Below are 20724 nucleotides of genomic sequence, written 5' to 3' on the forward strand. Positions count from 1 at the left end.
GCTTTAAGATAATGAAGCCATTTGGCATGAATTTTGTGTCCAGGAGAGCACTCCTACCTTCATAGAGTGATGTCGACGATCAACACCATGAAAAATGCAAGCTTGCGCATGGATAAACTTGCGCGCAGCTCTCAACGTCTGAACAAAGCCATCCTGCTGCTCAGCGGGCTTTTACTGTTGTTGTCCAGTACATGTTATTGGGCGGTATCGCGTCTTCTGGAATCGGAACAGCAAAGACTCGAACTGCACTTTGCCAGGGTGATTGAAATCATCCATGAGCATGAGCTGTTTCTGCGTAACCTGACCAATAGTCTGCCACCCAATGGCGAGCTTCCCCCGCCTGTGAGGCAGGGCGTCATGTTGCTCGATTCGGTCAGCACTGACGGCAGAACGTTGACCAAGGCTAAAGGCTTCGAACTTTCATTACCCTTCACAATTGCCTACACGGGGGACTTCAGACCCGAGGAAGTAAGCGGCGCTCTGGGGCTTGGGCTGCGTCTGACCGACTACTACGGCGGGTTCTGGGCTCGCTCCTTCTACGCATCGCCGCAACTGTTCGTGCTCGAGCAGGGAACGGGCGCGAGTATCGCCGTGCCTGCTGCCGGTGACCAGCGTCAGCATCAGCCGCTGCTGCCTCGCCACTATGTAACCGTGGTAGATCGCTTGGTGAAGTTGCTGGCCCAGCCCGATCTACCGCTTGATCAGCGTGTTCATTGGGTGCGAGCGCCTGCCCGTCTGTACAACGACAACCTGCGTATGGTCGCGCTCATGGGGCTAGGGCCAGCGCATACCCTCAAGCCGAGCGCAACGGGTGAACACTTGATGGCCTTGGCCGCAGTGATGGACACCGAGCAGGTGGACGAATTCGAGCGCGTGCTCAGGTTGTCGGTCTACAACCAGTTCACCCTCATCTCGCCGGACGGCAAGGTGTTGATGGGCGAGCGCAGTGATGGGGACCCGGCGCCGCTTGGGTTGAGCTTCAACCGCAACGGCTTGCGTTTCAAGATGATCTCGTCGTCGGGCGACTCATGGACGGGGCTGTATGCCATCAGCTACAGGGATTTCCTGCGCTATGCCAAGTGGCCGCTTCTTGGTCTTGGCCTGACGATCATCGCCGCCGTCCTGTTGGGGCTGTGGGTCAATCACTGGTACAAATCGCGCATCGTCCGGCCTGCTCAGCGAGCACAGGTCCGGCTTGCCGAAAGCGAAGCCTTCAGCCGCATCATCCTGCACAACGTGCCGGTAGGTTTGTGCGTTGTTCGTCGTCACGACCACCGCGTGCTGTTGGAAAATGAGCGTGCAGCGCAGTTGGGCGTTACCGCAGCGGTACTGCAACTGCTGCGGGACAACCATGGTGACGAGGCCCCCGGTGAACTGTGCTTGCTGGTGGATGAGCGTTATGTACAGGTCGTGGCTGTGGCTACGCGTTACGACGGCGAAGACGTGTTTCTATGCGGTTGTAATGACATCACTCGCCACGTTGACGAGCAACTTCAACTCAACCAGGCCCATCAACGTGCAACGGCTGCCAATGAGGCCAAGACGGTTTTCCTGGCTACCATGAGCCATGAAATCAGAACCCCGCTGTACGGCGTGCTGGGCAACCTCGAATTGCTGTCGCTGACCGAGCTCAATGAGCGGCAGAGGCATTACCTGCAGATCATCGAGAATTCATCTGCCGTGCTGTTTCAGTTGATCAGTAACGTGTTGGATGTGACCAAAATTGAATCTGGGCAGATGGCCTTCGAGCATGCGGCCTTCGATCCGCGGCAACTGGTAGACGACGCGCAGGCCAGTTTCAAAGCCACGGCTCAGGGGAAAGGGTTGCAGCTTGACGCTGAAATCGATGCACAGGTACCCGCGCAGGTCCAGGGCGACGCCGGGCGGATCAGGCAGATCTTGCACAACTTGCTGGGCAACGCAATCAAGTTTACCCCCTCCGGGCGGGTACGCCTGCGGCTGATCGTTCACGAACGCAATGCCCAGGATGTGCTGCTGCAGTGGCAAGTCACAGACACCGGAAAGGGAATCCCCGAGAAAGCCCTCGAACACCTGTTCAAACCGTTCTATCAGGTTTCCGCAGGGCAGGAAGGAGGAGCCGGGCTCGGGCTTTCCATATGCGCGCGGTTGAGTGAGTCGATGGGCGGCACGATGCGAGTGGTCAGTGAGCCTGGTTTGGGTAGCAGCTTTTCGCTGTTCATCCGTTTGCCCGTCGTTATCGCGCTATCCCAGGCCGTGAAGGCTGTCCCACGGGTGGTCTCGCAGGCGGCGTCTGCCCCATTGAAGTTGTGTGTGTTGGTGGCAGAGGACAACCCGGTCAGCCAGGCTGTGCTGCGTGAGCAGCTTGAAGCCATCGGGGTTTCCCCTACCGTAGCAGCTGACGGTCAGCAGGCTTTGCAACTGTGGCAATCCAAAACGTTTGACCTGGTCATCACCGACATCAACATGCCGAAGGTGAATGGTTACGAGCTGGCCCGCCAGTTGCGAGAGGCAGGCGTCCAGGCGCCCATCATTGGCATCACTGCCAATGCGTTGCGCGAAGAAGGCGAGCGCTGCCTGCAGGCGGGGATGAACGCCTGGGTAGTCAAGCCTTTGAGCCTCGGTGCTTTGCGTCAGGTGCTGATGAGCCATTGCCATGGCTTGAGCGAACCCTACGTTGCGAACGATTCAGGCAAGGAGGATTTCTCGGGCTGGCTGTCATTATCCCAGCCCATGCGCAAACTGCTTGCCCAAACGTTGGCGAGCGATATTGCGCAGTTGGAAGGGGGGGTGACCGAGCACGATGCCGTTCTGGTGCAACAGCGGTTGCATAGCCTGGGCGGTGCTTTGGCCAGCGTTAACGCCACTGCCTTGTGCAGCGAGTGCCTACGCCTGGAGAACATGTTGCAGGAGCTGCCGCTGGACGTACGCGTGAGCGAGCAAGTCATTGCCCTGTGCGGGCGCCTTGCCAAGGTCGCGCAGCGTTTGTCAGACGAGATTCCCGGATGAGCCTTGTCCCCTATTGGAGTATTTCTGCATGCCTCATCACAAGGTTGTCCTCGCCGACGACCATCCCATTGTTCTGCTAGGGGTGCGTGAAGTCATTCAACGCATCGGGCGCTATAAGGTCGTCGGCCAAGCCACCAACTCTTCCGAATTGATTGAACAACTGCGCCTGCACAATCCTCGCACCCTGATCACTGACTTCAATATGCCGGGCGATTGCACCTACGGTGATGGCTTCAAACTCATCGAGTACATTCTGCGCCACTTCCCGGATACTCAAGTGCTCATTCTGACCATGATCTCCAACGACCTGATCCTCTCCCGCCTCCAAGAGTTGGGGGTTGCCGGGGTCATTCAGAAAAATCACCTGCATGATGAAATCGAAAAAGCGCTCAGTGCAATCCGCAAGCGGCGTCGATACCGAAGCCCGCTATCGGCGCCCACTTCCGTGGTGCGTGAAGCGGTCAGGGTCGAGGAGCGGTTCAATCAACTGTCGCCCAGGGAGCTTGAAGTCGTTCGGCTCTTTGTTACCGGTATGACCGTAGGCGATATTGCCCGGCAATTGTCGCGCAGCAACAAGACAGTCAGTGCGCAGAAAATCTCGGCGATGCGCAAGCTCAACGTTGACAGTGATCAGGATCTGCTGACCTATTGCATCGAGGCCAGGCAATTCCAGTGATTCACCGCGCCGGGCGGCAAATCCTGTGAGGAGTGGGCGGGCATAAAAAAACCCGGCGTCGAGCCGGGCTTTTCTTCTGGCGATCAGCGATCAGTTGCCGTAAACCGGCAGCTTCTTGCAGATGGCCTTGACCTTTTCACGCACGGCATCGATCACCGCTTCGTTGTTCAGATCAGCCAGGATGTCGCAGATCCAGCCAGCCAGTTCCTTGCACTCGGCTTCCTTGAAGCCACGGGTGGTGACGGCTGGGGTGCCGAAACGCAGGCCCGAGGTGACGAACGGCGAACGTGGGTCGTTGGGTACCGAGTTCTTGTTGACGGTGATGTAGGCTTTGCCCAGGGCAGCATCCGCATCTTTACCGGAGATTTCCTGCTTGATCAGCGACAGCAGGAACAGGTGGTTCTGGGTACCGCCAGACACCACGTCGAAACCACGCTCGATGAACACTTCGGCCATGGCCTGGGCGTTTTTCACGACCTGCTGCTGGTAAGCCTTGAACTCAGGCTGCAGGGCTTCCTTGAAGCAGATGGCCTTGGCGGCGATGACGTGCTCGAGCGGGCCGCCCTGGGCGCCAGGGAACACGGCGGAGTTCAGCTTCTTCTCGATTTCTTCGTTCTTGCGCGCCAGGATCAGGCCGCCGCGTGGGCCGCGCAGGGTCTTGTGCGTGGTGGTGGTGACCACGTCGGCGAACGGTACCGGGTTCGGGTACACGCCAGCGGCAACCAGGCCGGCAACGTGAGCCATGTCGACGAACAGGTAGGCACCCACCTTGTCGGCGATGGCACGGAAGCGGGCGAAGTCCAGCACTTGCGAGTAGGCGGAGAAGCCGGCAACGATCATCTTCGGCTTGTGCTCTACAGCCAGGCGCTCGACTTCGTCGTAGTCGATCAGGCCGTTGCCGTCGATGCCGTACTGGATGGCGTTGTACAGTTTGCCCGAGGAGCTTACCGAAGCACCGTGGGTCAGGTGGCCACCGTGGGCCAGGCTCATGCCCAGGATGGTGTCACCGGCCGACAGCAGGGCCAGGTAGACAGCAGCGTTGGCCTGGGAGCCAGCGTGCGGCTGAACGTTGGCGTAATCGGCACCGAACAGCTCTTTGGCACGGTCGATGGCCAGTTGCTCGACGACGTCGACGTACTCGCAACCACCGTAGTAGCGCTTGCCCGGGTAGCCTTCGGCGTACTTGTTGGTCAGCACCGAGCCCTGGGCTTCCATGACAGCCGGGCTGGTGTAGTTTTCCGAGGCGATCAGCTCGATATGCTCTTCCTGGCGCAGGGCTTCTTGCTGCATGGCTTCGAAGAGCTCGGCGTCGTACTTGGCAATGGTCAAATCACGGCTGAACATGGCGGTCCTCAAGGATCGGGGTAGTTTGGGGGGGCATTCTAACCGATTGATTCGCGGCTGGCATATGAAGTGGCGTCAAGTCGCGGACCAATGGGTCTCATGTTGCATCCCGCGCCGTGTCTGGGCTGAGCGGGGGTTGGAGTTGACTTTGAAGTCCGGTTTCTGGGGGGCTTTGCGCCCCATCGCCGGCAAGCCGGCTCCCACAGGTTGGCACATGGCTGGAAGTTGGAGCGGTCGGTGTGGGAGCGGGCCCGCCCGCGAAGAACCCGGCGCGGTGGCTGGCACCGGCTACGCCGGTGTTCGCGGGCACGCCCGCTCCCACAAGGTCCTCCTGAATCAATAGTTGCGATGAGGCCAGTGCAGGCAGCGTCAATGGAACATGAACAACGTCTCGTTGGCGAACTGTGCCTCGAACTGATGCGCCGGCATCGGGCGCCCGAACAGGTAGCCCTGCACTTCGTCGCACCCGTGCTCGCGCAGGAACTCCAGTTGCTCGTGGGTTTCCACGCCCTCGGCGATGACCGCCAGGTTCAGGCTGTGGGCCATGGCGATGATCGCCCGGGCAATCTGCGCGTCCTGCTCGCCTTCGGGCAGGCCGTCGACGAAGGTTCGGTCGATCTTCAGCACGTCGATAGGGAACTGCTTGAGGTAGTTCAGCGACGAGTAGCCGGTGCCGAAGTCATCCACCGCAATGCTCAGGCCAAGGTTCTTCAGGCTGGCCAGTATCTGCAGCGCCTCGTTCACCTCACGCATCAGGATACTCTCGGTCAGTTCCAGCTCCAGGCACGCCGGCGGTAGCCCGCATTCCTCGAGGATGGTGGCAATCCGGGTGCCCAGCTGGCCATCGGAGAACTGCCGCGCCGAGATGTTCACCGAGACCTTCGGCACCCGCACCTTGGCCTTGTGCCAGGCCTTGAGCTGGCGGCTGGCCTCGCGCAGCACCCAGTCGCCCACATCCACCACCAGGCCCAGTTCCTCGATCACCGGGATGAAGTCGCCGGGCGGCACCAGGCCGCGGGTCGGGTGCCGCCAGCGCAGCAGCGCCTCGGCACCGGTCAGGCGTTTGCCATCGCCACTGAACTGCGGCTGGTAGTACAGGATGAACTCGTTCTGCTCCATGGCGTGGCGCAAGTCGCTTTCCAGCTCCAGGCGCTCCAGGGCGCTGGCGTTCATCTCGGCCTGGTAGAACTGGAAGTTGTTCTTGCCGCGTTCCTTGGCGTGGTACATGGCGGTGTCGGCGTTTTTCATCAGCTGGCTCAGCTCGCTGCCATCCTGCGGGCTGAGGGCGATGCCGATACTGGCGGTGACGAAGAACTCGCGGTTTTCCAGCACGAACGGCCGCACCAGGCTGGCAAGGATGTTCTCGGCCACATGGATGGCACGGTTCAAGGCCATTTCCCGGGTCGCGCGCGGTTGCAGCAGCAAGGTGAATTCGTCGCCGCCCATGCGCGCCACGGTGTCGTCGTCGTCCACGCAGGCCAGCAGGCGCAAGGCCATGTCCTTGAGCATGCGGTCGCCGGCGGCATGGCCAAGCGAGTCGTTGATCGGCTTGAAGCGGTCGAGGTCGAGGAACATCAGCACCACCCAGGCCTTTTGCCGCTCGGCCTGTTGCAGGGCGTTGTACAAACGGTCCTGGAACAGTGTGCGGTTGGGCAGGTGGGTGAGGGCGTCGTAGTAGGCCAGGCGGTGAATGCGTTGCTCGCTGGCCTTGCGCTCGCTGATGTCGGTAAAGAAGCACACGTAGCTGGCCAGGTCGCCCTCATCGTCCAGCACTGCGGTGATGCCGACCCAGGCCGGGTAGTGGTCGCCGTCACGGCGCTTGAGCCACACCTCGCCCTCCCAGCTGCCGCGCTGGTGCAGTTGCTTGACCACGTAGCGCAGGTGGCTTTCCTGCTGTTCGTCGACCGTGAGCATGCTGGGCAACTGGTCGAGCACGTCGCTGACGGCGTAGCCGCTGACCCGGCTGAACGCTTCGTTGGCCTGGACGATATAGCCGGCCGGGTCGGTGATGAGAATCGCCGAGGTCGAGTGCTCGAATACCGTCGCGGCCATGCGCAGGTCTTTTTCTGCGCGGCGCTGCTGGCTGATGTCGCGGCCGACCCCCAGCACACCTTCGAAGCGCTGGTCGTCGTCCCACACCAGCACCAGGCGCAGTTCGATCGGGATCTTGCGGCCATCGGCGCGCAGGCAGTCGAACAGGAACAGCTGGGTCGGCAGCTGGCTGCGCAGCTGGGCCAACTGCTCGGCGTCGCCCATGGCCTTGCTGACCCGCTCCATCAGGCTGTAGATGCCGGTGAGCTGGGCCGGGTTGGCGATGATCGACTGCCAGCCGTTGGTGAAGATCCACTCGGCCTGGTAACCCAGCACGCTCTGCACCGACGGGCTGACGTAGTTGAGCTGGAGCAGGCTGTCGGTGGAGAAGATCACGTCGCTGATGCTTTCGGCAAGCATGCGGTAGCGCTGCTCGCTGTCACGCAGCGACTGGCTGGCCTCGATCTGTACGGTGACATCCTTGCCAACGCCGATGATGCGCGTTACCAGTCCTTCGGCGTCGCGGGTCAGTACCTGCTCACGGATGTCGTAGCAGCGCCAACTGCCGTCCCGGTGGCGGAAGCGCAACTGACAGTGCAATTGCTGGTCGTGGCCATTGTTTCGCTGTTGCTGGCGCAAGGCCTGGTAGTGCGCGGCGTCTTCGGGGTGCAGCAGCAGTTCCCAGAAGCGCTCGCCCATGTGTGCCAGCTCGGTACGGTCGTAGCCCAGTGTCTGGCCGAGGTGGCGGTTGCTGAAGATCATCCGCTGGCTGAGCACATCCTGCACGTACAGCTGGTCGGGTACGGTGCGCACCACGTCGGACCAGAAGCTTTCGCGCTCCAGCAGCGACAGTTCGACCTGCTTGCGGCTGGTGATGTCGCTGATGCTCAGGATCACCGCCTGGTAGTCACGCCGTTGTTGCGGCAGGCGCGCCATCAACCACAGGTGCAACTCGCCACCCAGCGGTGACGGCAGGCGTACTTCCAGCTCCAGCACCTGGCGCTGTTCGATCAGCGCGTCGATCAGTTGCATGCCGATGCTGTCGCGGCCATCGCCGGTGCCGTCGATCAACCGCTGCCAGGCGCCTTCATGGCAGTCGATGTTCAGTAACTGGCGGGCCACCTGGTTGACTTCGGTGATCTTCAGTTCCAGCAGCAGGGACCGGCGCAGGCCTGGGTCCAGGGCCAGGCTGTGCTTGAGTGCGGCGCGGTTGCGCAGGTGGTAGCGGTCCAGCTGGCCCGGCAGGCTCGACAAGTCGAGCACGCACAGGGCCACGCCGGTGCCTTCGAAAATTTCCTGGTAGCGCCGGCGGTCTTCCTGCAGCGCACGCTGGCGCCGGCGCATGTTGATCAGGGCCAGCACCGGCAGCAGGGCGCAAAACAGCACCAGCAGGCATTTGCCGATCAGCGCCGGCAGCAGCTTCTGTTGCATCAGCTTGGCGTCGAACAGGCCGCGCAGTTGCCAGGTGCTGTTGTCGATGAAGGCCAGCATCACGCTTTGCAGCGGGTCATCGCTGGTAGCGGTGGGGGCATGGCGCTGCAGCACTTCGCCGGTGCGGCTGTTTTCCAGCAGCCATAACGGGTGGGTGCCGCTGTCCAGGTGCAGGGTGAGCTCGCGGTAGTAGTCTGGCGACAGGCGCAGCAGCCAGTAGCCGCGTTCCTGCTCGGTGGCCTGGCGCAGCAGCATGTACAGCGTGTGGTTGTCGGGCGAATTGGTGAAGAAGTACGCACGCCCCTGGTTCAGCGCCAGCAACTCGTCCAGCCACTGCCGGTCCGGGCTGCCGGCCAGGCTGTCGGCGCGCAACTGCCCGGTGCTGTCCAGCCAGGCCAGGCTTTGCAGGTCGGGCAGGCGCTGGCGCAGGGTATCCACCAGGCTGGGCATGGCTGCGGGCGTCGGCGGGTTGATGTAGGGCTGTACCACATTCAGCGCCTGCTGGGCCTTGAACGCCATGTTCAGGTTCAGGTGGTCGGCCATTTCCACGCTGGCATCCAGGCTCTGCGCGCGCAGGTCGGCCTGGGTGTGGTTGAACTGGGCGAACAGTTGCCACAGCAGCAGGCCCAGCAGGATCAGGGCCAGCAGCGCCAACGTGCCCTTGATCGACCCGCGCAGGGTAGAGGCGGGTGCTTCAGGCGCGGAACGCAGTGACGACGGGTGAGTAAGATTGATCAAGCGCTGATCCTGCGATTGGGCTGGCGATGGCAGGGACGAAACGTGCACGGCATGTACCGATGTCCGGCAGTCACACCGTGGTGGCGCACTATAAGGCCGGACACCCGAAACCGGCTAGCATGCCTACGATTATGGCAAAGTGCCAGCCGTCTGGACCGATGGCGACTGCCCGCCGGTTCGGCAAGCCCCTGCAACCTGTGCGAGAATGCCGCCCGCTTTACATGACAACGCATCGGAGATGTTCGCTTTTGGTTACTCACTTTTCCTCCAATGGCCTCGATTCCGCCTGTGGGCGTAGCAGTCAGACCCTTGTCAGCACTGCCGTGACCGAGGACGTATCCTGCAAGTCTTGCCAGCGTTCGCTGAGCAAACCTGAAGCGGCCAGTTCGGCCAAGCCCAAGGCCCCGTCGCTGGCTGAACTGCGCAAGACCGCCAAGGCGGCAGCGCCGGCAGTGGCTGCGGCCCACAAGCCTGCAGCCAAGGTGGTCAGCACTGCCCCTGCGGCCGCCAAACCCGCGAATGTTGCCGAGCAGCAGCCTGCCCGCAGCAGTGGCTTCAGCGTGAAGGCTGCCTGGGCCGCGCGCCTGGCCGAGCAGGGTGACCGTTGCCGGTTGCCGCGTGGCAAGGCCCGGCAGCGTCACGTCTGAGCCATCTCGGCAGCGGTGCCGCCCCTTTCGCGGCTAAAGTCGTGAAGGGGCCGCCACAGGCAACACATTTCCCCATAGATCACACCGTTCCCTGCCCACCATCGCCCCGCCTATGAAACGCCGTGCGATGGCGTAGAATGGTCGCCTTTGTTCAATTACACCCAAACACACATCTCCCTGGTCAGCGCGCCAGGGCGATCGTCGATGTCTTTACTTACCTGATTAGAGGGCTTGGTTTTGGCTCAATACGTCTACACCATGCATCGGCTGAGCAAGGTCGTGCCGCCGAAGCGGGAAATTCTCAAGAACATTTCCCTGTCATTCTTCCCAGGCGCCAAGATTGGCGTGCTCGGCCTGAACGGCGCCGGTAAGTCGACCCTGCTGCGGATCATGGCGGGCGTCGACAAGGAATTCGACGGCGAAGCCCGTCCGATGCCCGACATCAACGTGGGCTACCTGCCCCAGGAACCGCAACTGGACCCGAGCAAGACGGTCCGCGAAGTGGTCGAAGAAGCGGTCAGCGTGATCAAGGACGCCCAGGCCCGCCTGGACGAGGTGTACGCTGCCTACGCCGAACCAGATGCCGACTTCGACAAGCTGGCCGCCGAACAGGCCAAGTTGGAAGCCATCCTGCAGGCCGCCGATGGCCACAACCTGGAGCGCCAGCTGGACGTCGCTGCCGACGCCCTGCGGCTGCCGGCCTGGGACGCCCGCATCGAGCACCTGTCCGGTGGTGAGAAGCGCCGTGTGGCCCTTTGCCGCCTGCTGCTGTCGGCCCCAGACATGCTGCTGCTCGACGAACCAACCAACCACCTGGACGCCGACTCGGTGGCCTGGCTGGAGCGCTTCCTGCACGACTTCCCGGGCACGGTGGTGGCGATTACCCACGACCGTTACTTCCTCGACAACGTCGCTGGCTGGATCCTGGAACTGGACCGTGGCGCCGGCATCCCGTACGAAGGCAACTACTCGGGCTGGCTGGAAGCCAAGTCCGAGCGCCTGGCGCAGGAGTCCAAGCAGCAAAGCGCCCATGAAAAGGCCATGAAAGAGGAACTGGAATGGGTGCGCAAAGGCGCCAAGGCCCGCCAGTCCAAGTCCAAGGCCCGCCTGCAGCGCTTCGAAGAAATGCAGTCGCAGGAATTCCAGAAGCGTAGCGAAACCAACGAGATCTACATCCCGGCCGGCCCACGCCTGGGTGACAAGGTCATCGAGTTCAAGAACGTCACCAAGGGCTATGGCGACCGCGTACTGATCGACAACCTGTCGTTCGCCATGCCAAAAGGCGCGATCGTCGGCGTGATCGGTGGTAACGGTGCTGGTAAGTCCACCCTGTTCCGCATGCTGATGGGCAAGGAACAGCCGGATTCGGGCAGCATCGAAATCGGCGAAACCGTGCAACTGGCTTGCGTCGACCAAAGCCGCGAAGACCTGGACGGCAGCAAGACCGTGTTCCAGCAGGTGTCCGACGGTTCCGACATGATCAAGATCGGCAACTACGAGATCCCGTCGCGCACTTACGTTGGCCGTTTCAACTTCAAAGGCGGCGACCAGCAGAAGTTCGTCAAGGACCTGTCCGGTGGTGAGCGGGGTCGCCTGCACCTGGCATTGACGCTGAAAGAGGGCGGTAACGTCCTGCTGCTCGACGAACCCTCCAACGACCTGGACGTGGAAACCCTGCGTTCGCTGGAAGAAGCCCTGCTGGACTTCCCGGGCGCCGCGATCGTGATTTCCCACGACCGTTGGTTCCTGGACCGTGTGGCGACCCACATCCTGGCGTACGAAGACGACTCGAACGTGGTGTTCTTCGAGGGTAACTACACCGAGTACGAAGCCGACCGCAAAAAGCGTCTGGGTGACGCTGCTGCCCAGCCGCACCGGGTACGGCACAAGAAACTGGCCCAGTAAGCCAGTGTCTTGATGCACAGGAATGGGGCCGTTGGTGGCCCCATTTTTGTGCCTGACGTTTACGGGGCTGGCTGTTTGAAGGCCAGTATTGCGGATTTTTTTATATACACTTATATAAAACGCACCAAATAAATTCAAAAAAACGACATGTCGCCCTGTTCCGGTGCGATTGCTTCTTGGTACATTCCCGAAAAACCAATAAGTCCAAAATCTTCGGTGAGATGTCTACCATGATCGAATCTGTCGACAGTTTCCTCCTGCGCCTGCAACAGCGAGACCCAGGCCAGCCCGAGTTCCACCAGGCAGTGGAAGAAGTGCTGCGCACGCTATGGCCTTTCCTTGAGGCCAACCCTCATTACCTGCAGTCCGGCATTCTGGAGCGTATGGTCGAGCCGGAGCGTGCGGTGCTGTTTCGCGTGTCGTGGGTCGATGACCAGGGCAAAGTGCAGGTCAACCGCGGCTACCGTATCCAGATGAGCAGCGCCATCGGCCCGTACAAGGGCGGCTTGCGCTTCCACCCCTCGGTCAACCTCAGCGTGCTGAAATTCCTGGCCTTCGAGCAGGTCTTCAAGAACTCCCTGACTTCGCTGCCCATGGGCGGTGGCAAGGGCGGGTCGGACTTCGACCCCAAAGGCAAGAGCGACGCCGAAGTGATGCGCTTCTGCCAGGCGTTCATGAGCGAGCTGTACCGCCACATCGGCGCCGACTGCGACGTGCCGGCCGGTGACATCGGCGTGGGTGCCCGCGAAATCGGCTTCATGTTTGGCCAGTACAAGCGGCTTGCCAACCAGTTCACATCGGTACTGACCGGCAAGGGGATGACCTACGGTGGCAGCCTGATTCGCCCCGAAGCCACCGGCTACGGTTGTGTGTATTTCGCCGAGGAAATGCTCAAGCGCCAGGACAAGCGCATCGACGGCCGTCGCGTGGCGGTGTCGGGCTCGGGCAACGTTGCCCAGTATGCCGCGCGCAAGGTCATGGACCTGGGCGGCAAAGTGATCTCCATGTCGGACTCCGAAGGCACGCTGTATGCCGAAGCCGGCCTGACCGATGCCCAGTGGGAAGCACTGATGGCGCTGAAGAACGTCAAGCGGGGCCGTATCAGCGAGCTGGCCGAGCAGTTCGGCCTGGAGTTCCGCAAGGGCCAGACCCCTTGGAGCCTGGCATGCGACATCGCCTTGCCATGCGCCACGCAGAATGAACTGGGCGCCGAAGACGCCCGTACCTTGCTGGCCAACGGCTGTATCTGCGTGGCCGAAGGCGCCAACATGCCGACCACCCTGGAAGCGGTGGATATCTTCCTGGAAGCCGGCATCCTCTATGCCCCGGGCAAAGCATCCAACGCCGGCGGTGTGGCCGTGTCTGGCCTGGAAATGTCGCAGAATGCCATGCGCCTGCTGTGGACTGCCGGCGAAGTGGACAGCAAGCTGCACAACATCATGCAATCGATCCACCATGCTTGCGTGCATTATGGTGAAGAGGCGGATGGCCGGGTCAATTACGTGAAAGGTGCGAACATCGCCGGCTTTGTCAAAGTGGCAGATGCGATGTTGGCTCAGGGCGTGGTTTGATCCGGGATCGCAGGGGGCCGCTTTGCGGCCCGTCGCGATACAAAGCACCTCAACCTTCAGCGATCACGTCAGTCACTTCGATCACCAATTCCCCAACCGGCCGCTGCCACACCACCTCATCCCCCGGCCCCGCCCCCAGCAAAGCCCGCCCCAACGGCGACCCCCAGTTGATCAGGCCGCGCCCGGCATCCGCCTCATCCTCGCCCACCAGCCGTACCTCATGCGCCTGGTCTTGCGCGTCGACAAAGCGTACCCGGCTGCCAATCTGCACCTTGCTGTGCGACGTCGCGGGCGGTACCACCTGGGCGCTCTGCACCCGCGCGCTGAAGTACCGCAGGTCGCGCTCGGTATCGGCCAGCCGCTGCTTGTCCACACGCTCGCCCTGCGCCTGCAGGTCGCTGCGCAAGGCATTCAACTCGGCCACACGTTCCTGCAACTGGCGCAGGCCGCTGGCGGTCACATAGTTGGGTTGCTCACTGACGCGCCGCTCTACCGGTTGATCGGCCTGGGCGGCGGCTTGGTCCTCATTGACGAATGCTCGGCTCATGCAAGGCCTCCTTGTGCAGAAGACCATCATGGCAGGCCGCAGGTTTAAAGAAATGTCCGTTAACGACCTCAGTCGTGGCGATAGGCCTTGGCGGCGCTACGGTCCTTTTCCTGCTGCCACTCGCGGTCGCGCTGGTCCCAGAAGCGCTCGTGGTACTGGCGCTGCTCTTCAGTGTTCTGCATGGCCTGGCACTGGCGAAAGCCATCGTCCCAGCCGGTTTCGTACTGGCGCTCGTGCAGGTAGCGGGGTACGTCCTTGCGAAAGTCGCCGGCCATGGTGCCGGCGGCCTGGTGGCCACTGCTGCAACCGTCCTGAAAGCCATCGGCATAGGCAGGGGGATAGCCGTTGGCGAGCATTTGCTCGTGGGTGGTTTCACAACCTGACAGCAACAACGCAATGCACACGCCGAACCAGTACCGCGACATAACCACCTGACCCTCCCGTCGATAGGGGCAAGTCTAGGTGGCGATTTGTCGGGTTGGTGTCAAAACAGTGTCAAAGAGTTGGTTGGGCCACACTGTTGCCTGTGCAGGCAACCCGCAATCTTCAGTAGTGGTACCACTTCAGCTCCAGCATCACCTCATTCTGCGCAGTGGCCAGGTGGCTGAACTCACGCGAAGCACTCAACCTCACCCCCAGGTTCTGGCTGATTTCCCATTGCTGGTTCAGGCTCAGGCTGCGACGTACTTCGCCATTGGTGAAGTAATCACCTTTGGCCTCCAGGGTCATGTTGCCCAGCCCGTTGCGCCACAGCAGCCCGCCATTGAACCCCGCGGCCGGGGCAATGAATTCGGCGAAGTCGTTGTGGTGTTCGACCCGCACCGTGCCCAGGGCAAAACCGAGCAAGCCATCGGCCAGTTGCCAGGTGCCGCCGGCGCCACCATTCACATGGCTTACCAGCACCTCGTCATCATGCTTGCCGGGTACCCGCTCCAGGCCGCCAGCCACTTGCCATGACCAAGGCTTGAGCAAGGCGTTCCGTGGGGTCAGCGAGCGGATGGTGGCCAAGTCCAGGCGTTGTACCTGCCAGTCGTTGCCTTCGTACTGGCGCACCTTCAATTGCAGGATTTCGATCTGGGCGCCCAGCGGGAAGCCATAGGCGTTGTCGTTCAGGTCGTGGTAGGCCATGCGCAGGCCATACTCGGCGTAGGCACGGTCCTCGCGGGTACCCACCCCCAGTTGCCAGGTACGTGAGTCATGGCCGTCTTCGGGCAGGCCGGGGCGCTCTACCTGCAGCGGCGGGGGCGGGTTGCCGTTGATCGCCCGCAGCAGTTCGAAGCTGCGCTTGGCTTGGCCCGGGTCACGTTCCTGACCGTTGGCACGGTAGCGCTCGAGGCGATAGGCGGCGTCCTGCACCAGCGCCTGGCGCTCGCGGGGCAGCGCCTTGAACGCAGGGCTCTGCAGTTGCGCGGTGTCGGCGCTGACCGCCAGCACCTGTTGCTTTTCGTTGTGGTCCAGCGGCTCGGCGCGGGCCAGCAGCTCACGTTCGCGCGAAGGGCGGTAGGTTTCGCTGGCGACCAGGCCGGACTGTTTCACGGCCTTGACCGTGTCGGTGGGGATCGCGGTCAGCGGAAACTGCGATGTCAGGTCCAGGCTTGGGCGGGCCACCTGTAGCAGTTCCAGCAGGCGGTACGAGCAGTTTTCGTCGAAGAAGAAGTAATCGAACTGGATCTGCTTCAGTTCCCACACATGCTCGACCATGCGCCCGGTTTCCTGTGGGGTCAGGTCCAGCTGGTATTCCCACAGGTCGCGGTTTTCCAGGCTGCGGTATTCGGAGAGCTTCTCTTGGTAGGGCATCAGCGCGAACAGCCCCGGGTAGCCGCCCATCAGGCCTTTCCAGGCATACAGGATGCTGTTGTCGCTGCCTTCGATGTAGGCGCCGAAGTTGATCGCGTAGCTCAGCAGCGTGGTGTCGTCGCTGCGGGTAGTGGACTGGTCGATGCGCAGCAGGGTGTGGCCGAACATCGACGAGGGGCTGTTCAGGTAGGCCGCCGGGAAAATCAGCGCGGCGCTGTGCGGGTCGACCGATTTGTACCAGGTGTTGAACGCCTGGCAGTCCGGTTGTGGCAAGCCTTGCAAATTCAGCTGCTCACGCAGCCAGCGGGTGCGTGCGGGGAATACGCACTGGGCATGTTTGTCGCCGAGGCTGGCCGGGGCGTACAGGGCTTGCACCGTGGCTTGCAGCTCCTGGTCGGGGTGGTGCGCACCGTCTTTGGCCAGGAAGAACGCGTCATCGTCCACATAGCTGCGCCAGCCGCCGAGCTTGGCGGTTTCGTAATGACCCAAGGCAATCCAGTAGGGGGTATTGGCCAGTTGCTGGAGGCGGCCTTGATCCAGCACAGGGGCGGCGTGAACAGGGGCGCAGACACACAGCGCGAGGGCAGCGAAGCGTTTGAGCATATCGGGCAACTACTTCTGAACGATGCCGAAAAAGGCGAAACCCGCCCCCGAAGGGGCGGGAGCTGCAGCTTAGGCCTCGGTAGCGTATTTGGCCAGGCGTGGGTCGCCCTTCAGTACAGCGAGGGTGTTGCTGTGGACAGTTTCAGCGGTGACGTCGGCGCTGCTGAAGATCTGGTTGAAGTGCTGGTGGGTGACCGAGTTGAAGTAGCCACGGTCTTCCGGGGCCACGCCGAGTACCACGGCATAGGTGGTCAGTGCTTCACCTTGGCCCATGGCCATGTCTTCGGAAAGCTCGTTCATCATGCCGTTCATGGCGAACCAGGACTTGCCGCCGTAGGTCAGCGAAGCCTTGGTCGAGCAGCCGTTGGTGCCGGAGGTCATACCGAAGGTGGCGTTACCAGAGGTGCCGTTGGTGGTGGAAGCCAGGAAGTGAGCCGGCGTGCCGCGCTGGCCCTCGAACAGCATGTTGCCCCAGCCGCAGTTCGGGCCGCCTGGCGCTTCTGCCATGGCGTTGAGCGAGACCACGGTGAACAGAGTACCCAGAAGAATCCGTTTCATAGCTTTTTTCTCTTTGTCATAACCAAGGGTCAGTGTTTTCTGGCAACTCGGTTGCCAGGTCGGGAAAGCATTTCACCCACCCGCGCAGCTTGGAGTTTAGGCACGATCTAAAGGTTGCGTTGTTGATTGCGAAAAATTTGCTGTTCGAATACCTGCTCTGGCGGTGAGGTGCGGCGATATAAAGTCCCCGGGAGCCTTGCAAGGCGCGCGCGGGCAGCGCCAGAATGCTGCGTATCTGCCCCGCCGAAGTAAGGAAACCCAATGCCCGATCCTGTCGCTGCGCGCCTGCGTCTTGCGCCTGAAGCCCTGACCCGGCGTTTCTCACCCGAGCAGTTTGCCTTTACCAATACCGACGATCTGGAGCCGTTTCGCGGAGTCCTGGGCCAGGAGCGTGCTGTCGAGGCCCTGCAGTTCGGCGTGGCCATGCCACGCCCTGGTTACAACGTGTACGTGATGGGCGAGCCCGGCACCGGGCGTTTCTCGTTCGTCAAACGCTACCTCAAGGCCGAAGGCAAACGCCAGCAGACCCCGGCCGACTGGGTATACGTCAACCACTTCGACGACACCCGCGAGCCGCGGGCACTGGAGCTGCCGTCCGGCACCGCCACCGAGTTCATCGCCGACATGGGCGGGCTGATCGACAACCTGCTGGCCACCTTCCCGGCGGTGTTCGAGCACCCGTCGTACCAGCAGAAGAAGGGCGCCATCGACCGCGCCTTCAACCAGCGCTATGACCGTGCCCTGGATGTGATCGAGCGGGCGTCGCTGGAGAAGGACGTGGCCTTGTACCGCGACTCCAGCAACGTCGCCTTTACCCCCATGGCCGATGGCAAGGCGCTGGACGAAGCGGAATTCGCCCAGTTGCCGGAAGAGGTGCGCGAGCAGTTCCACGAAGACATCGCCCAGCTCGAGGAGCAGCTGAACGAGGAGTTGGCCAGCCTGCCGCAGTGGAAGCGCGAGTCGAACAACCAGTTGCGCCAGCTGAACGAAGAAACCATCACCCTGGCCTTGCAACCGCTGCTGGCGCCGCTTTCGGAAAAGTACGCCGAGAACGCCGCGGTCTGCGCCTACCTGCAATCGGTGCAATTGAACCTGCTGCGCACCGTGGTCGAGCAACTGGTCGATGACAGCAAGACCGACGCCGTTGCCCGCAAGCTGCTGGAAGAGCAATACGCGCCAAGCCTGGTCGTGGGCCACTACGCCAACGGTGGCGCACCGGTGGTGTTCGAGCCGCATCCGACCTACGACAACCTGTTTGGCCGCATCGAATACAGCACCGACCAGGGCGCGCTGTATACCTCGTATCGCCAGTTGCGCCCGGGGGCGCTGCACCGGGCCAATGGCGGCTTCCTGATCCTCGAAGCCGAGAAGATGCTGGGCGAACCGTTCGTGTGGGACGCGCTCAAGCGTGCGCTGCAATCGCGCAAGCTGAAAATGGAATCGCCGATCGGTGAGCTGGGCCGGGTGGCTACTGTCAGCCTGCAGCCGCAGATGATCCCGCTCAATGTCAAGCTGGTGATCATCGGCTCGCGGCAGCTGTATTACGCACTGCAGGACCACGACTCGGACTTCCAGGAGATGTTCCGCGTGCTGGTCGACTTCGACGAAGACATGCCCATGGTCGACGAGAACCTGGAGCAATTCGCCCAGCTGTTGCGCACCCGCACCAACGAAGAAGGCATGGCGCCGCTGACCAGCGATGCGGTGGCGCGCCTGGCCACGTTCAGCGCACGCCTGGCGGAGAACCAGTCGCGCTTGTCGGCCCGTATCGGCGACCTGTTCCAGCTGGTCAGCGAAGCCGATTTCATCCGCCAGCTGGCCGGTGACGAAATGACTGACGCCGGCCATATCGAGCGGGCGCTCAAGGCCAAGGCCACTCGTACCGGCCGGGTATCGCAGCGGGTACTGGACGACATGCTTGCCGGCATCATCCTGATCGACACTGAGGGTGCGGCGATTGGCAAGTGCAACGGGCTGACGGTGCTGGAAGTCGGCGATTCGGCGTTCGGCATGCCGGCACGTATTTCGGCCACGGTATACCCGGGCGGCAGCGGTATCGTCGACATCGAGCGAGAGGTCAACCTGGGCCAGCCGATCCACTCCAAGGGGGTGATGATCCTCACCGGTTACCTGGGCAGCCGCTACGCCCAGGAATTCCCGTTGGCGATTTCCGCGAGTATCGCCCTGGAGCAGTCCTACGGCTATGTCGACGGTGACAGCGCCTCGCTGGGCGAGGCGTGCACGCTGATCTCGGCCTTGTCGCGTACACCGCTCAAGCAGTGCTTCGCCATTACTGGCTCGATCAACCAGTTTGGTGAAGTGCAGGCCGTGGGTGGGGTGAACGAGAAAATCGAGGGCTTCTTCCGGCTGTGCGAAGCCCGTGGCCTGACGGGCGAGCAGGGGGTCATCATCCCGCGTGCCAACGTGGCTACCCTGATGCTGGACGAGCGTGTGTTGCAGGCTGTGGAAAACGGCATGTTCCACGTCTACGCCGTCAGCCAGGCCGACGAGGCGCTCAGCCTGCTGGTGGGCGAAGAGGCCGGCGTGCTGGATGACAAGGGCCAGTTCACCGAGGGCAGTGTCAACGCCCGGGTGGTGGAGCGCCTACGTGAAATTGCCGAGATGATCAGCGAGGAAGATATCGAAAAGGCGGAAAAGGAGCGCCTTGAGGAAGTCATCGCTCAGGCCAAGCCCGCCTAAGTCAATAAACCGGCGCTGGCGGCCATGTGCTACCGTTCAGCGCCGGTTTTCCAACTTTCTGTTTTGCTCTTCTATGCTGGAACTTAAGGAAGGAACAGCGTTCAGGATGGAAACAGCCTGAGGGTTTCAGGCTGAACAAGGCTCATTGGAGGGGACGCGGCCATGCGCAACCTCAGCCTCACACGCCAGTGCCTGGGCCTGGTGACCCGCATCGAATGCAGCATCCGCCCATTGGCCGGCGACACCGGCATGTGGACCTTGCTGTTCGCCGCCGGCATGGCCGGTGAACAACCCTCTGCAATCAAGGCCCAGGGGCCGTTCCATGGGCCAATGGTGGCCGAGTCGGTGCTGCATGCCATCGTCGACAGCCTGACCCTGCACGGGTACCAGGTGGCAGAAGACCCGCAGATCTGGTGCTTGCACCTGCAGGCGCAGCTGCGCCGGATCAACGGCGAGCGCTGCCGGAACCTGGGGGACTACCAGTTCCATCCGGAGACCTGAGCGAGCGCTAGGGCCGCTTTGCGGGCCCATCGCGACGCAAGGCCGCCCTACAGGGGGTCGTGGTCGCCTGGATCGGGCTTTTGCTGCAACAGGTGGCTGGCTATACTCGCCGTCGCTTTTTTAGTCACCTGATGAGTCCCGAACTTCATGGAACGTATCCTCGAAAACGCGATGTATGCCTCGCGCTGGCTGCTCGCCCCGATCTACTTCGGCCTGTCACTCGGCCTGCTGGCCCTTGCGCTGAAATTTTTCCAGGAAGTGGTCCACGTCCTGCCCAACGTCTTCGCCCTCAGTGAAGCCGACCTGATCCTGGTGATCCTGTCGCTGATCGACATGTCGCTGGTGGGCGGCCTGCTGGTGATGGTGATGATTTCCGGCTACGAGAACTTCGTCTCGCAACTGGACATCGACGAAAGCAAGGAAAAGCTCAACTGGCTGGGCAAAATGGACTCTTCGTCGCTGAAGATGAAGGTGGCCGCATCGATCGTGGCCATTTCGTCCATTCACCTGCTGCGCGTGTTCATGGACGCACAGAACATCTCCACCGACTACCTGATGTGGTACGTGATCATTCACATGACCTTCGTGGTTTCGGCGTTCTGCATGGGCTACCTGGACAAGCTGACCAAGCACTGAGTTGTACAGGGCTGTTCGCGCGCGCAGCCTTCGGCCTGGTAGCTGCTCGCG

General features: G+C 61.9%; 14 protein-coding genes. 8 read left to right on the top strand and 6 right to left on the bottom strand.

The genetic code is table 11. The features are described from left to right. Window positions 1–69 precede the first annotated feature (69 nt). Window positions 70–2988: an ATP-binding protein gene (locus FPB55_RS03400; protein WP_223809638.1), complete on the top strand. Its 2919-nt coding sequence runs from the start codon at window positions 70–72 to the stop codon at window positions 2986–2988. A 28-nt stretch (window positions 2989–3016) separates the two neighbouring features. Beyond that, entirely contained in the window at window positions 3017–3664 is a 648-nt protein-coding gene (locus tag FPB55_RS03405; RefSeq protein ID WP_029884890.1) for a response regulator, read from the top strand. A 90-nt stretch (window positions 3665–3754) separates the two neighbouring features. On the opposite strand, the gene glyA is transcribed toward FPB55_RS03405, so the two are convergent. Continuing rightward, complete coding sequence (gene glyA / locus FPB55_RS03410; protein ID WP_009686086.1) at window positions 3755–5008, bottom strand: serine hydroxymethyltransferase; 1254 nt, start codon at window positions 5006–5008, stop codon at window positions 3755–3757. Window positions 5009–5377: 369 nt separating this feature from the next. Beyond that, window positions 5378–9208 carry a bifunctional diguanylate cyclase/phosphodiesterase gene (locus FPB55_RS03420; RefSeq protein ID WP_144187544.1) on the bottom strand — a complete coding sequence of 1277 codons (3831 nt, stop codon included), beginning with the start codon at window positions 9206–9208 and terminating at the stop codon, window positions 5378–5380. A gap of 248 nt (window positions 9209–9456) precedes the next feature. Between FPB55_RS03420 and FPB55_RS03425 the strand changes: the two genes are divergently transcribed. The 3 genes from FPB55_RS03425 to gdhA all read left to right on the top strand — a co-directional run bounded on the left by FPB55_RS03425 (window position 9457) and on the right by gdhA (window position 13331). After that, window positions 9457–9855, top strand: coding sequence for a hypothetical protein (locus FPB55_RS03425; RefSeq protein ID WP_115293366.1), 399 nt, complete (start codon window positions 9457–9459; stop codon window positions 9853–9855). 237 nt (window positions 9856–10092) lie between these two features. Then, window positions 10093–11760 carry an energy-dependent translational throttle protein EttA gene (gene ettA / locus FPB55_RS03430; protein WP_009686092.1) on the top strand — a complete coding sequence of 556 codons (1668 nt, stop codon included), beginning with the start codon at window positions 10093–10095 and terminating at the stop codon, window positions 11758–11760. Between the two features lie 230 nt (window positions 11761–11990). Further along, entirely contained in the window at window positions 11991–13331 is a 1341-nt protein-coding gene (gene gdhA / locus FPB55_RS03435; RefSeq protein ID WP_054881365.1) for an NADP-specific glutamate dehydrogenase, read from the top strand. Window positions 13332–13380: 49 nt separating this feature from the next. Here the strand turns inward: gdhA and FPB55_RS03440 are convergent, their stop codons facing one another. The 4 genes from FPB55_RS03440 to FPB55_RS03455 form a co-directional block, all read right to left on the bottom strand. Beyond that, entirely contained in the window at window positions 13381–13878 is a 498-nt protein-coding gene (locus FPB55_RS03440) for a GreA/GreB family elongation factor (protein WP_009686094.1), read from the bottom strand. Window positions 13879–13946: 68 nt separating this feature from the next. Beyond that, window positions 13947–14303, bottom strand: coding sequence for a hypothetical protein (locus tag FPB55_RS03445; protein WP_144187546.1), 357 nt, complete (start codon window positions 14301–14303; stop codon window positions 13947–13949). A 121-nt stretch (window positions 14304–14424) separates the two neighbouring features. Then, window positions 14425–16278 (bottom strand): DUF4105 domain-containing protein, encoded by a 1854-nt coding sequence (locus FPB55_RS03450; protein ID WP_054913978.1) that lies wholly within the window; start codon window positions 16276–16278, stop codon window positions 14425–14427. Between the two features lie 69 nt (window positions 16279–16347). Then, window positions 16348–16836 (bottom strand): DUF3015 domain-containing protein, encoded by a 489-nt coding sequence (locus tag FPB55_RS03455; protein ID WP_009686097.1) that lies wholly within the window; start codon window positions 16834–16836, stop codon window positions 16348–16350. Between the two features lie 261 nt (window positions 16837–17097). On the opposite strand from FPB55_RS03455, the gene FPB55_RS03460 reads away from it, so the two are divergent. From FPB55_RS03460 to FPB55_RS03470, 3 genes are all read left to right on the top strand, one after another. Continuing rightward, window positions 17098–19536, top strand: coding sequence for an ATP-binding protein (locus FPB55_RS03460; protein WP_115293368.1), 2439 nt, complete (start codon window positions 17098–17100; stop codon window positions 19534–19536). Between the two features lie 162 nt (window positions 19537–19698). Next, on the top strand, window positions 19699–20037 hold the full coding sequence (locus tag FPB55_RS03465) for a hypothetical protein (RefSeq protein WP_009686099.1): 339 nt from the start codon (window positions 19699–19701) through the stop codon (window positions 20035–20037). A gap of 147 nt (window positions 20038–20184) precedes the next feature. Further along, window positions 20185–20673, top strand: coding sequence for a TIGR00645 family protein (locus FPB55_RS03470; RefSeq protein WP_003247486.1), 489 nt, complete (start codon window positions 20185–20187; stop codon window positions 20671–20673). Window positions 20674–20724: the final 51 nt, after the last annotated feature.

The sequence above is a fragment of the Pseudomonas sp. BJP69 genome (assembly GCF_007633355.1).
Lineage (GTDB): Bacteria > Pseudomonadota > Gammaproteobacteria > Pseudomonadales > Pseudomonadaceae > Aquipseudomonas > Aquipseudomonas juntendi.

Bases quoted from the DNA above. Each gene is read 5' to 3' on its own strand.
- FPB55_RS03460 (WP_115293368.1), top strand. From the start codon at position 17,098: ATGCCCGATCCTGTCGCTGCGCGCCTGCGTCTTGCGCCTGAAGCCCTG.
- FPB55_RS03470 (WP_003247486.1), top strand. From the start codon at position 20,185: ATGGAACGTATCCTCGAAAACGCGATGTATGCCTCGCGCTGGCTGCTC.
- FPB55_RS03450 (WP_054913978.1), bottom strand. From the start codon at position 16,278: ATGCTCAAACGCTTCGCTGCCCTCGCGCTGTGTGTCTGCGCCCCTGTT.
- gdhA (WP_054881365.1), top strand. From the start codon at position 11,991: ATGATCGAATCTGTCGACAGTTTCCTCCTGCGCCTGCAACAGCGAGAC.
- FPB55_RS03440 (WP_009686094.1), bottom strand. From the start codon at position 13,878: ATGAGCCGAGCATTCGTCAATGAGGACCAAGCCGCCGCCCAGGCCGAT.
- glyA (WP_009686086.1), bottom strand. From the start codon at position 5,008: ATGTTCAGCCGTGATTTGACCATTGCCAAGTACGACGCCGAGCTCTTC.
- FPB55_RS03465 (WP_009686099.1), top strand. From the start codon at position 19,699: ATGCGCAACCTCAGCCTCACACGCCAGTGCCTGGGCCTGGTGACCCGC.
- FPB55_RS03445 (WP_144187546.1), bottom strand. From the start codon at position 14,303: ATGTCGCGGTACTGGTTCGGCGTGTGCATTGCGTTGTTGCTGTCAGGT.
- FPB55_RS03400 (WP_223809638.1), top strand. From the start codon at position 70: ATGTCGACGATCAACACCATGAAAAATGCAAGCTTGCGCATGGATAAA.
- FPB55_RS03455 (WP_009686097.1), bottom strand. From the start codon at position 16,836: ATGAAACGGATTCTTCTGGGTACTCTGTTCACCGTGGTCTCGCTCAAC.
- FPB55_RS03405 (WP_029884890.1), top strand. From the start codon at position 3,017: ATGCCTCATCACAAGGTTGTCCTCGCCGACGACCATCCCATTGTTCTG.